Source organism: Paenibacillus selenitireducens (assembly GCF_002021565.1).
Lineage (GTDB): Bacteria > Bacillota > Bacilli > Paenibacillales > Paenibacillaceae > Paenibacillus_K > Paenibacillus_K selenitireducens.
On sequence record NZ_MSZX01000001.1, the window covers coordinates 84805 to 97325 of the forward strand.

A 12521-nucleotide genomic window follows, 5' to 3' on the forward strand; every position below is an offset into this window, starting at 1 on the left:
GAACATACCGGGATCCCGACTCAGGGATTCCGGTATGTTGCTACTTTCAGGGCGTTGCAAAAACTCGCACGGGATACACACCAGCACCCACTTCCACGTGCAGCTCACAAGTGAGTTGCACGCCCCGGACGAGACCACACCAACCACAGTCATTACCGTAGCACCTTACAATACTGCTCCGACAAACCAAGACGTCGTCGTTACGGTATCCGGTCAGGCAGGGAGCCAAAGCCCGGAACTAACCAAGGTTTTCTCGGACCATGCCTATATCCCGCAATGGGCCGTCGGGTATGTATATGAAGCAGCCAGGAAGGGCGTTATAGAAGGGGATGGGGAACGGTTCTATCCGGGAGAACACACAACACGGGCAGAAACGGTTATTGCCATTCTAAGGTTGATTTCCCTTAAGCGTTAGCCGCCATGGGGAGTAAGCTCAACAGGTAATATGAAAAGGGAGCAAAAGCATTCCGGTTGTCTTCTGCATAAGCAGACAGCCGGAGTTTTTTTGTATGACCATCCGGTATTATGGGATGTATTCGAGAATAACCAAAGGTCTGTGCAAGAAGTTCAGCAGTTAGTGGTAGGAAACGGCCAATCATGCTATACAATGACTTCACAACAACTTGGGAGAACCTGTAAACAATATCTAAGTTTTGTCCTACCAATCTGCAAGTTTCAACTCTTATGAGCCTGCTCCCTGCCTGATATAGTAGGGATGAAAAGAAAACATACAATCCGCAGGGAGGTTATTTAGAAAGATGAGAAACAGATAATGGATGACTGCATGTTTGACGGTTCTTTTGGCACTGCCAATGGTGCTGTCCGGTTGGAGGGGCACAGACAGTGGTCAAAAAAATGAGGGGACGACTTCTTCATCATCGAATGCACCTAGCTCTACGGCAAAACAAGATCCAATCAAGCTTACGATGTGGGGGCTGTGCAGGCTGAGAACGGTCCGCAGGAAGTCGTAGATAACAGGAATAAGTTGAACCCGGATATTCAAGTGGAGTATGTGCGTTTTGTCAATGATGATGCGGGGAACCTGAAGCTGGATTTCCTGGTAGATCAAGCGGTAAATTTGATGTTAAAAGGTGTGGAGGATACGTATGACATCGATTCTATAAAACTTGTTATGTTCGGCAATCTCCCACTCGGGCTGAGTCAGCTGGATAAGAAAATGGGAACCGAGCAGCAGGTCGTGTACGACAATGCTTTCTCTCAAAAACTGACCCCTGAAGAAGCGGCTAAGGAATTGGCCCGCGTTCATAATGAAAACTTGGCGGCATTGAAAAAAATAACGCCGCTTGAATTTAAGGGAGAAGTCGGGGGGCTTGCGCCAGGCTTCTCCTTTGTTGTTTACCATTACTTTAGAGAAAGGCGGTGACCCATCGTGAGTTGGATGAAACGGCAGCGGCTGCTTGGCTATGTATTTATCGCTCCTAATCTGATAGGAATGATTATATTCATGCTGATTCCGGCCTTGTTTTCCTTTTACTTGATGTTTACGGATTGGGTATTCGCTAGCGGTCAACCCCCACATTTTATTGGATTGGACAATTTTAGGATGATGGTGAAAGATGATCTCTTTGCCGTATCGGTCAAAAATACGTTGCTCGTATTAATCCCTGTTCCGATTTCCATTCTTTTTGGTTTCTTGATCGCTGTTATGTTGAACAATCGTGTATATTTCCAGAAAACATTGCGGGCCTTTTTCTTTGCTCCTTATTTCACCAGCGGCATTGCAATAGCATTTGTATGGATGGTTCTATTCCAACCAACCAACGGCCCTATCAACGCTTTTCTAAGAGCGGCAGGTATCACGGATCCTCCTAAATGGTTTGCATCTCCCGATACGGCCATGTATGCCGTGCTGATCATGCTCATTGCAGGAGGAATCGGCTATAACATGATTATTTATCTGGCCGCTCTGCAAGAAATATCATCGGAGCAGTTGGAAGCTGCCAAAATGGATGGAGCGCGGTTTGGGCAATTACTGCGTCTGATTATTTTGCCGCTTGTTAGTCCAACCACTTTTTTTCTAATGATTACCGGCTTTATCGGTTCCATCAAGGGATTCGGTATGATCTATGCCATTACACAAGGAGGACCGGCCAACAGTACAACGGTCTTCTCGATTTTTGCCTATAAGAAAGCATTCAGTTTCTATGAGATGGGTTATGCATCCGCCGTATCGTGGACGATGTTCTTGCTTATCCTGTGCATTACTTTGATTCAATGGGCAGGTCAAAAAAGATGGGTCCATTATTAAAGGAAGGGGTACACATGACATGAATTTGAAACTGTCCAGAATTGTCAAAGAGCGAATCGGCAAAGGAATAAAAACGATCATCATGGTGCTTGCCAGCCTGCTCTTGCTGTCGCCCATGATCTGGATGATCAGCACCTCGTTTAAGAAGGCTAAAGATGTCTTTACCTACCCCATCCAGTGGATTCCGCAGGAGCCGGTATTAAGCAATCATATTAAGGTGTGGACTGCAGGAGATGGCTTCGCTCTTTATTATATGAATTCCCTGAAAATATCCTTGATACTTATGATCGGTGCACCTTTAATGGCTGCGCTGGCTGCTTACGGGTTTAGCCGTATTGAATTTAAAGGTAGAAACGCCATCTTTGTGCTATACCTGTGTTTGATGATGATTCCGCAGCAGGTGCTTTTTGTACCCAAGTTCATTATGTTTGAATGGATGCACATTTATAATACGCATTGGGCTCTAATCTTGCCGGGATTGTTTACCGTATTTGGTGTTTTTATGATCAGGCAGTTTTTCATGAGTATCCCGCATGAAATATCAGAGGCAGCTTTGATAGACGGGGCAGGGCACTTCCGAATATTCATGAAGATATTCCTGCCGCTGTCCAAACCCGTATTGGCTACCTTTGCCATTATTGACTTTACATGGACCTGGAATGACTATGAGAATGCACTTATCTTCCTGCTGGATAAAAAGCTTTACACCGTTCCGCTTGGCATGCAGAATTTTATGTTGGAAGCGGGGGTGGACTACAATATGATGATGGCTGCCGCGACAGCAGGGGTCGTGCCATTGCTGGTCGTATTCTTCATTGGCCAGAAATACATCATCCAAGGCTTTTCAAGCTCTGCTGTTAAGGGATAATGAAGTAAGGAAAGGAATGAATGAATGTAATGAACGTTCAACTCAATCTTTTTCCCGGCGGCGTGTCGAAAGCCATGACACTCAGTTATGATGACGGGAGGGAGCATGATCGGCAATTGGTTGAGATCATGAATCGTTATGGAATTAAAGGCTCCTTCCATCTTAACTCCGGGTTCTTGGGCAAAGACAGATATGTTACTGCAGATGAAGTATCAAATCTCTACAAGGGGCATGAAGTGTCTGCTCACACGAGCACGCACCCATTTCTGGAGATCATCCCTCGGGAAGGTGTAGTGATGCAATTGCTGGAAGACCGGAAACAGTTGGAGAAACTGGTCGGTTATCCGATAAGAGGTATGTCTTATCCTTACGGAACTTATAATGACAATGTGTTGGCTATGCTTCCAGGATTGGGTATTGAATATTCAAGAACTACACGCAGTCATGGTACCTTTGAATTGCCGACGAAGTGGACGGAATGGCACCCTACTTGCCATCATCGGGATATGTTGAAGTTAGGGAAAGATTTTTTGGACAAGAAGGCAAGTAATTCTTCGATGCAGCTTCTTTATGTATGGGGTCACAGCTATGAATTTAATGACAACAACAATTGGGAGGATATCGAACATTTTTGTGATCTAATGGGGAACCGCCAAGATATATGGTATGCAACAAATATTGAGATTGTCGATTATATCCGTGCTCTTAAGGAACTACGATTCACCGTGTCACAAACCAGTGTTTACAACCCCTCTGCTATTGACGTATGGATTTCAGTACATGGGGAACCTTGCAAAGTATCCGCTGGTCATACAGCGACAATAGGTGAGTAAACAGGACACAGTATGATATTTGCGATTTTAGTGATAGAAAATATTACATGTCGGGTGCTTGGGAAATGTCCTGAAATACAAATAAAGGTCTTGGCAACTTCTAGTGGCAAGCACAAAGGGGAGTACCTGATCAATAGGTACTCCCCCTGATGGTTCACTTCATCAGTGCGTTAATCTCCTGCTCCGTTAATCCAGTAGCCTTGGCGATGGTCGCTATATCCAGATTCAAGGCAAGCATATTCTTCGCCACTTCCTCGATCCCCGCCTTCACGCCTTCCTGCTTCGCAGCTTCTATCATGGAAGCTTCATCATGCAGATATTTCTGCCGGGCTTCATACAAACGTCGGGCTTCCGAATCTTGGCTCAAGTATTGCAGGGTGTCCATCGCCCTCTCCAATCCCGGTTCATTCATCTTCAGCACCTCCCAATCTGATATATCGGTACCTTTCAAGAACAACAACCAGTTAACTGAACCGCCTTGAGGTAAGACCGCATCGTCTAACTTCGGCAACTCCAGAAAGTGAATTTTTTGGATGCACCCTAATAATTCACTTCATCAGAGCGTTGATCTCTTGCTCCGTTAATCCAGTAGCTTTGGCAATGGTCGCCATATCCAGATTCAAGGCAAGCATGTTCTTCGCCACTTCCTGCCTACCTTCCTTCAAGCCTTCCTTCAAGCCTGCCTGCTTCGCAGCTTCCATCATAGAAGCTTCATCATGCAGATATTTCTGCCGAGCTTCATATAAACGTCGGGCTTCCGAATCCTGGCTCAAGTATTGCAGGGTGTCCATCGCCTTTTTCAATTCCGGTTCATTCATCTTCAGCACCTCCCATTCTGATATATCGGTACCTTTCAAGAACAACAACCAGTTAACTAAACCGCCTTGAGGTGAGACCGCATCGTTTAACTTCGGCAACTCCAGAAAGTGAATCTCAATGTCATCAACCAGCGATATTCCCGTCCGGTCTTCGCGCAAGTGGAATACATTATGATATTCTTCGTTAAGTAAGAATGAATAGTTCAGAATGTTGATGGTAACGCATTTCTTTAGTTGCGGATACTTCTCGCCTTCCTTAAGCTGACTGGCGTACCGTTTGCTCCAGTAAAACAGCGTCCGCTTCTCGATGTCGTATTTGTTGAAAAGCTGCATCTCGATATCAATCAGCTTTCCCTCTACGGTTTTGGCGTAAACGTCAAAAATGGATTGCTTGTCGAGTGGATCGTCCTTATCGGTGTAGGGATTCATCAAGATAATCTCCGTCAGCGGCGGTTCACCGGCTTCAGTAAAAATCCGATTGAGGAAGGCTAATAAAACATCTTTGTTGTTTTCACTGCCAAAAATTCGTTTGAATACAAAGTCCACTCGGGGGTCAAGCAGCTCCATTACAACCAGCTCCGATACAATTATTATATCATCATCTTCAAGCTATTAAACCAAATAGAAATTGAAAAAGCTATGAGCCCTTTCACGTTTTAATAGAGTAGTACTTTCGATAGTTAGGATTATAAATCTTAATGAGCTTGACACTAATTTTAGTCAATTGTGAAAGCTTTTATCTATGATAAAATCCATCATAGCGCTTCCATATTCTTTGTGATAATGTATGTTAGTTGGATCAAAGTGAGCTTTTAAGGAGGCAATATGAACACAATCAATTCACTGGTGAGTGCACTATTGCAAGTCGCATTGTTTTCAATCATTCCGGTCATGTGGTGGCTGATGACAGCCCGGAAACAAGTCACGTTCTTTCAGTGGATCGGCTTGAAGAAAATCTTAGTCAATAACAAGAAACGCTTTGTTTTTCTATTTGTATTGACGTCGGTGCTACTTTCAGCCATGTCTTATTTGATCATACCTTTATTTGCAGACAACAGCGTAATGGCTACTTCGCAATTCGCGGGCAAAGGCATATCCGTCATTATTTCGGCTTTAATCTATGCTTTTGTGCAGACAGGCCTATCAGAAGAGATCTTTTTTCGCGGGTTTTTGGGTAAACGGTTGATAGGCAAATTTACATTCATGATTGGTAATACGATACAGGCCATACTATTTGGGCTGCTTCATGGAATCCTGTTGTTCGGAGCTATCGGAGTAGCTGGCGCCATTGCAGTCACTGTTCTCACGGGAGTCATAGGATGGGTGATGGGGTACATCAACGAAAAGCAATCGGGGGGCTCTATCGTCTCCAGCTGGATATTGCATGGAATCGCCAATACTTTATCGTCGTTTGTCGCAATGTTCAGTTTAATATAAGGAAGTATGTTGGGAAGCAGCGGGTTTGATAAACTTGATGCTTCCTTTTTATATATTACGAATTGCTATAGTTTTCTACTTGTATGCAATGGAGGGGCCAGTGAGAATCTAGTTAACGTTCATCAGAATACAAATGTGCAGAGATGTATGCCATTTGATCTGAGCCCAAAATTCATGCAAAATAATACTGAAGCAAAAAACATATCGCAACGGAAATGTTACTAACCGCATGGCTTAAGGAGAATGATGATGCAGCAAGCAAAACTTGTACGATACGATTTGAACCCCAAGCATTCATCCCTAACTAATGGAAGGAGGCCAAGGCGCTGGTTGCGCCGAATGTTTTTGGTCCTGCTTCTGTTTGCCGCTTGGAGACTCATCGATGGTCTGGGGCTTATACCCGATTTTCAGCGTAATTCCTTACCTATCGTCGGACTTCACCCTACTGTAGAGAAAAAAAGTAAAGAGCTAGTCGAACTGGCGGCCAAGAAAGGCATCCGCGTGGTAATAACCACTGATTTCCGTAGTATAGAGGAGCAGAACCGGCTGTATCGTCAAGGACGGGATTCCAAAGGAAAGGTTGTCACGAATGCGGAGGGTGGCGAATCATATCACAATTATGGGCTAGCGATTGATTTTGCCTTGCAAGACAAGGCTGGCAATGTGCTGTGGGACATGGAACGGGATAATAATAAGAACGGAAAAACCGATTGGCTGGAGGTAGCGGAACTGGCGAAGGGCCTGGGTTTCAGCTGGGGCGGAGATTGGAAGCAGTTTCCCGATTTTCCCCACCTTCAAATGGACTTTGGCTATACGATCAGTCGACTGAAATCCGGTCATTATCCGAAGGGTTCGCTTACGGAAAAGCAATCACAGGATGCCTGAAAATAACAACGGATCTGAAAAAACTCATCTGATGTTCATATAGAAATGGTGCTTTTTGTGATTAATGCAGCAGTAGGTATATCAGTTGATAAATCGTTTTTTAGGAGGCGTCATGAAGATGGAACGTATTGGGAATTTATTGCTTTACCTATACTTTCTTCTTTTTTATAACGCTAAAAATGCCATACCTGACTTGAATCGAGTCCCTCTATATTTATATATTGTTGATTTGAACATCGGTTTTTTTGCTTGGACACTTCTTTATAATTTTCAAGTTAATAAGGTGTGCCTCTCAAATCACATCGTACAATGTTATGATTTAGTATATACAGAGAGCGACTCGATCCTCATTCGATTTCAAATGTTCAAGGAGCCCGATTTGATCCTCTTTTCTTATTGAATAACGGAAAACGTTTGGTTCAATGAAGGAGGATTTTTTGCGCATGGATAAAAATAACATGTTCACAAAAATGAATACAATGTTCAATTCGTACAGACTTAAGCCCTATTATGAAAAAGTAAAGCGTATTAAAGAAATTCAAATGAACAACTGGAGCGACTCGGAAATTAAGGGACATGCTGAGGAGTTAAAGTTCAGGGCTCTAAATGGTACTCCGCTTACCGAATTACTACTTGAAGCGGCCGCACTAGTCGATGAAGTGGTGTGGCGATTCATGAAAATCCGATTGTTTGATGTCCAATGGGTAGCTGGCATGGCCCTTTGCGAAGGTAACCTGGTGGAAATGCAAACTGGGGAAGGGAAAACATTATCGGCTGTCCTTCCGGCTTATTTGAATGCACTTCAGGGAAAAGGTGCTCATGTTTTTACGTTCAACGAATATTTGGCACACCGTGATGCTGAATGGATGGGACCCATTTATCAATTTTTAGGTCTTACTGTCGGATGTATTCAAGAAGGGCAGCGTATGGCAGAAAAGAAGGCCGCGTACGATGCTGATATTACTTATTTGACAGCAAAGCAAGCTTGTTTTGATTACTTGAAGGATTCTCTTGTCTATGATCAGAGAAATAAGGTGCAACGGCCCCTTCACTTTGTATTGGTAGATGAATCGGACTCCATTTTAATTGATGAGGCGAGGGTGCCACTTGTTATTGCAGGAGAAATGGGCGAATCGCGAGTCGATTTTTATGATATGACCCGCATTGTGAATCAGCTCGTACAAGGTATCGATTACGATACGGACGATAATAAACGAAATGTGTATGTAACGGATGAAGGCGTGGAAAAGGTTGAAGCATTACTCGAATGTGACAATTTATACGAACTTGAACACCATGATAAATTGACTGAACTTCATTGCGCACTGCATGCCGAAGCTTTATTAAAGAGAAATGTCCATTATATCGTTCGAAACGGAGCTGTACAACTTATCGATGAGTTTACTGGACGGATCGCTGACCAAAGACATTGGCCTGATGGTTTACAAGCAGCGGTGGAAGCCAAAGAAGGACTAACGATTCAATCCAGTGGGAAAATTCTGGGATCCATGACGCTGCAGCATTTTTTGAGCTTGTATGAAAAAATATGCGGAATGACCGCAACGGCACAGTCATCAGCGGATGAGTTTAGAGATACGTATGCTTTGGATTTGATTGTGATACCCCCAAACAAACCGTGTAGAAGAGTCGATTTTCCACATACGATATTTACGCATCTGGAAGCAAAAAGAAATGCAATCATCAACGAGATCATGTCTGTCCATCAGATGAAACGGCCCATTTTGGTCGGGACAGCTAGTGTAGAGGAATCCAATCAACTAGCGGCCGATTTGATGAGTAAAGGAATTTTGTGTAACGTTCTGAATGCAGAAAATGACCAAAAAGAAGCAGAAATCATTGCTAGAGCAGGCGTGATGGGCGCAGTCACCGTTTCAACAAATATGGCTGGACGGGGAGTGGATATCCTTCTTGGCGGTGGTGATCCTGAGGAATATAAAAGAGTGACAAAACTCGGCGGATTGTATGTCCTGGGAACGAATCTTCACGGGAGCTTGCGTGTAGACAATCAATTAAGAGGTCGAGCAGGCCGGCAAGGAGATCCCGGTTCGTCTCGGTTCATGATAAGTTTAGAGGATGATTTCCTCCTTACATTTGGATTGAAGGAAGAGCTTCCTAAGGAATATCAAACTTTACATCAGGAAGGTCCACTAAAGGACCCCAAAATCCAGAGCGTGATCAATCATATTCAACTAGTTATAGACGGGCAAAATTATGAGATCAAAAAAACATTAAATAGATACGCCGATCTTCTAGAGCAGCAGCGAAGCATTTTATTTCAAAAACGGAGTGATGTGCTCTGTAATATCCTAAAGCCAACGATTTTAGAATCAAGGGTACCGGAACTGCACGAACAATTATGTCGCGCCTTAGGCAAGGATAAAGTTGATGAAACAGAAAAGTATGTGCTGCTGGTTCAAATCGACAAATGCTGGGCAGATTATCTGGATTATGTTGCTTACATCAAGGAAGGTATACATTTAGAGAGCTTAAGTCATAAAAACCCTTTGGACGAATATAATCGACTTATTATTCAAGCCTTTGAGAGTCTGGAAGAAAAGATTGAAACTGCGGTAGTGGACATATTCTTCTCCATGGATGTGGACCAAGGGGAGTTTGATCTGCATGTGCCAGAACTAAAAGTTCCATCTGCAACATGGACGTATATCATAAATGATCGTTTTTTTCAGAACAGAGTTAATCTGTTTTAGCTGATTTGTACGACAATAATTACGCACCAGAACCCTGGATTCAGGGTTCTTTTTTAGGTTGGCAATGCTAAAGCGCTGGATCGAATAATATCGAACATTATTCTCTCCGATTCTGTGACCCTTCTCGGCGACTCCCCATAAACTGTTGTTATATCCATTGAAGTGTGGGAGGATACCGATGAGTTCAACAACTTGCAACATACGAATTGCCCCCGGGAAAGATATCGTGGTATCCAGCCGATTACTGCAAACCCTTGGCATCGGTAGCATTCGTCAATTACGTCTAACCTTCGGCAGCAAGTCTATGAACACTTCATTAAAGTCTGTTCGAAGGAATGACCATTTGCTTAAGTTACCCGTCTCCGTGGCTTCCCAATTGATGCTGCCGCGTGGGGGAAAATGCCTTCTCTCGACTCGAGGATCGGACGAAGTGCGCATCGGGCCGCTTGTAGGCATACTCGCAGCCCGTTCTAAGTCGGTTTCCAATTCTTTTGGGAGCATGTCTAGTTTTTTTCGGCAATTGGCTGCCATCGGGAAAGATCGGTCTTATTTTTTTGTGTTTAGTCCAAAAGACGTGGATTGGGAGAACGAGACCGTAACAGGTTTTTTTCCGAACCCATCAGGTGTATGGCTGCGTAAGGAGGTTCCACTGCCAGATGTCGTGTATAACCGATTGCAGAGCAGGCTTGCCGAAGGGGTGACGGCGATGAACAGCTTCAAGGAAAGTTTCTTACGCCGTTCCATCCCGATATTTAACTGGACATTCTTTGATAAATCCGATGTGTATAAGCTGCTGCAGGGCGATGACGTCAATAAGTATGTGCCAGAATCGATGATGGGCCCCTCGGGAACCGATGTGAGGGAAATGTTAACCCGACATGGAACGATTTATATGAAGCCCTCCAGCGGAAGCCTTGGTCTAGGCATATATCGTATTCAACATACGGCGAATCGAGGATATACGGTAAGATATCGATCCAAGGGCAAAAACCATGCCGTGGGTTACAAGAACTTTGATGCCGTCATGAATCTATTGCTGAGACATCAAAAAGGAAGATTAAGCCGTTATGTAGCGCAACAAGGAATTTCGCTCATTGAAGTAGATGAATGTCCGGTGGATTTCCGGTTCCATATGACGAAGAATGGAGAGAATCAATGGGTCGTTGCAGCCATCGGAGCGAAGAAGGCGGGGAAGGGCAGCATTACGACACATGTAGCAAGCGGTGGGAAGCTGATGAATACGGAGCAGGTACTTCAACAAGCCTTTGGTTCCAATGGTTCAAATGTATTGCAAAGAGCAAAGAATACGGCCGTGGACATTGCGAAAGCACTGGAACGCAATTATCCATATTTGCTGGGGGAAATCGGGTTCGACATCGGCATTGATAAATCAGGAAAAGTGTGGATGTTTGAGGCCAATTCGAAGCCGGGACGGTCCATCTTCAAGCATCCAGATGCAAAATCGCAAGAACGGGATACACTGACCAACCTGTTTGACTATTGTTTGTACCTCAGCAAGTTTAGACGAGGAGGGAATGATCATGATCACCGCTCAGGCAAAAGCGGTAAAGCGTCCCGTCGTAGCTATCTTAGCGGCAAAAGACAGCGGTCGAAGGTTGCGAGGAGGCTTTAAGAATTTCAAGGATTTAATTCGTGTAGGTAAATCGATGGGTGCGACAGTATATGTCACGACCGTCCAGGATTTGAAATTGTCACAAGAGAAAATTACAGGCCATTATTATGATAAACATCTAAAAGCGTGGAGCACGAAATCTTTTCCTGGTCCGGATGTGGTCTATAATCGCATTCCATATCGTAAGTATGAGGAGTCTTCTGAAGTGCAGAAGGTGATTCAATTATGCCTGCTGGATCGCTCCGTCCACTTGTTTAATCCATCATTTTTTAATAAATGGACCTTGTATGAATGGTTGTCGAACTCGAAAACAACGAAATCCTACATCCCCGAAACAGATAAGTTGACCTCCATGCAAGTGCTGAATACTTATTTAAGCGAATTTAAGTCTCTGTATATGAAGCCTATACATGGCAAAGCAGGCAAAGGAATCATGCGCGTGTCTCGTATCAGCGATGACACGGGTACGAAATATCGATTAATCTATCATGATAAAAACATGAGGGTGTCGGATGTCTACCTCAGCGTTTATGATGCATGGAAGACCATAAAAAGGCAAATGGGCGGGAAGGATTATATTATTCAGCAAGCAATTGATTTATCAAGGTCGAAGGGGCAGCCATTTGACCTACGCATTCTTGTGCAGCGAAATCGAGACAATGTCTGGGAGTTAACCGGTATGGGAGCGCGTGTGGCGGGGAAGCGAAGCATCACGACCCATGTGCCGCGTGGGGGCTCGATAAAGCCTGTCGGGAAGCTGCTGAAAACCGCATTTGGAGTTGATAAAGCATTGGAAATCAAACAAAATGCGACGAAGCTTGCACTCGTCATTGCACAGCAAATTGAGAAATCATCGGGACATACTTTAGGGGAAATGTCGATGGATGTCGGTGTGGATACGAACGGCGGGTTATGGTTCTTTGAAGCCAACTCCAAGCCCATGAAGTTCGATGAACCCAAAATTCGTAAAAAGTCGCTCCGTACCTGGATACAGTATTGTATGTTCCTAAGTAATCACAATTCATCGAAATAAAATAAGCCCTTGAATC

At 44.1% G+C, this 12521-nt stretch carries 11 protein-coding genes and 1 pseudogene; 10 read left to right on the forward strand and 2 right to left on the reverse strand.

All coding sequences use genetic code 11. The features are described from left to right. Positions 1-34 precede the first annotated feature (34 nt). From BVG16_RS00420 to BVG16_RS00440, 5 genes are all read left to right on the forward strand, one after another. Positions 35-415: an S-layer homology domain-containing protein gene (locus tag BVG16_RS00420; RefSeq protein ID WP_158081585.1), complete on the forward strand. Its 381-nt coding sequence runs from the start codon at positions 35-37 to the stop codon at positions 413-415. 522 nt (positions 416-937) lie between these two features. Continuing rightward, positions 938-1384 (forward strand): hypothetical protein, encoded by a 447-nt coding sequence (locus BVG16_RS33030; protein ID WP_078496543.1) that lies wholly within the window; start codon positions 938-940, stop codon positions 1382-1384. A 15-nt stretch (positions 1385-1399) separates the two neighbouring features. Next, complete coding sequence (locus tag BVG16_RS00430; protein WP_078497233.1) at positions 1400-2269, forward strand: carbohydrate ABC transporter permease; 870 nt, start codon at positions 1400-1402, stop codon at positions 2267-2269. A 19-nt stretch (positions 2270-2288) separates the two neighbouring features. Next, complete coding sequence (locus BVG16_RS00435; protein ID WP_078496544.1) at positions 2289-3137, forward strand: carbohydrate ABC transporter permease; 849 nt, start codon at positions 2289-2291, stop codon at positions 3135-3137. Between the two features lie 20 nt (positions 3138-3157). After that, a complete protein-coding gene (locus BVG16_RS00440; protein WP_332888750.1) occupies positions 3158-3970 on the forward strand; it encodes a polysaccharide deacetylase family protein in 813 nt (270 codons plus the stop codon). A gap of 154 nt (positions 3971-4124) precedes the next feature. Here the strand turns inward: BVG16_RS00440 and BVG16_RS00445 are convergent. Both BVG16_RS00445 and BVG16_RS00450 read right to left on the reverse strand, forming a co-directional pair. Then, positions 4125-4499 (reverse strand): annotated as a pseudogene (locus BVG16_RS00445) (Rpn family recombination-promoting nuclease/putative transposase); the annotation flags it as partial. A 19-nt stretch (positions 4500-4518) separates the two neighbouring features. Next, complete coding sequence (locus tag BVG16_RS00450) at positions 4519-5355, reverse strand: Rpn family recombination-promoting nuclease/putative transposase (RefSeq protein WP_078496548.1); 837 nt, start codon at positions 5353-5355, stop codon at positions 4519-4521. Positions 5356-5613: 258 nt separating this feature from the next. On the opposite strand from BVG16_RS00450, the gene BVG16_RS00455 reads away from it, so the two are divergent. From BVG16_RS00455 to BVG16_RS00480, 5 genes are all read left to right on the forward strand, one after another. After that, positions 5614-6225 carry a CPBP family intramembrane glutamic endopeptidase gene (locus BVG16_RS00455; RefSeq protein ID WP_078496550.1) on the forward strand — a complete coding sequence of 204 codons (612 nt, stop codon included), beginning with the start codon at positions 5614-5616 and terminating at the stop codon, positions 6223-6225. A 339-nt stretch (positions 6226-6564) separates the two neighbouring features. Continuing rightward, positions 6565-7110 carry a M15 family metallopeptidase gene (locus BVG16_RS00460; RefSeq protein WP_078496552.1) on the forward strand — a complete coding sequence of 182 codons (546 nt, stop codon included), beginning with the start codon at positions 6565-6567 and terminating at the stop codon, positions 7108-7110. Between the two features lie 443 nt (positions 7111-7553). Beyond that, a complete protein-coding gene (gene secA2 / locus BVG16_RS00470) occupies positions 7554-9839 on the forward strand; it encodes an accessory Sec system translocase SecA2 (protein WP_078496556.1) in 2286 nt (761 codons plus the stop codon). 178 nt (positions 9840-10017) lie between these two features. Then, positions 10018-11472: a YheC/YheD family endospore coat-associated protein gene (locus BVG16_RS00475; protein ID WP_078496558.1), complete on the forward strand. Its 1455-nt coding sequence runs from the start codon at positions 10018-10020 to the stop codon at positions 11470-11472. After that, complete coding sequence (locus BVG16_RS00480) at positions 11381-12505, forward strand: YheC/YheD family endospore coat-associated protein (RefSeq protein ID WP_144027248.1); 1125 nt, start codon at positions 11381-11383, stop codon at positions 12503-12505. The genes BVG16_RS00475 and BVG16_RS00480 overlap by 92 nt, the downstream gene beginning before the upstream one ends. Positions 12506-12521 lie beyond the last annotated feature (16 nt).

Coding starts and splice junctions, on each gene's coding strand:
- BVG16_RS00420 (WP_158081585.1), top strand. CDS start 35: ATGTTGCTACTTTCAGGGCGTTGCAAAAACTCGCACGGGATACACACC.
- BVG16_RS00430 (WP_078497233.1), top strand. CDS start 1,400: ATGAAACGGCAGCGGCTGCTTGGCTATGTATTTATCGCTCCTAATCTG.
- BVG16_RS00435 (WP_078496544.1), top strand. CDS start 2,289: ATGAATTTGAAACTGTCCAGAATTGTCAAAGAGCGAATCGGCAAAGGA.
- BVG16_RS00440 (WP_332888750.1), top strand. CDS start 3,158: ATGAATGTAATGAACGTTCAACTCAATCTTTTTCCCGGCGGCGTGTCG.
- BVG16_RS00450 (WP_078496548.1), bottom strand. CDS start 5,355: ATGGAGCTGCTTGACCCCCGAGTGGACTTTGTATTCAAACGAATTTTT.
- BVG16_RS00455 (WP_078496550.1), top strand. CDS start 5,614: ATGAACACAATCAATTCACTGGTGAGTGCACTATTGCAAGTCGCATTG.
- BVG16_RS00460 (WP_078496552.1), top strand. CDS start 6,565: ATGTTTTTGGTCCTGCTTCTGTTTGCCGCTTGGAGACTCATCGATGGT.
- secA2 (WP_078496556.1), top strand. CDS start 7,554: ATGGATAAAAATAACATGTTCACAAAAATGAATACAATGTTCAATTCG.
- BVG16_RS00475 (WP_078496558.1), top strand. CDS start 10,018: ATGAGTTCAACAACTTGCAACATACGAATTGCCCCCGGGAAAGATATC.
- BVG16_RS00480 (WP_144027248.1), top strand. CDS start 11,381: ATGATCACCGCTCAGGCAAAAGCGGTAAAGCGTCCCGTCGTAGCTATC.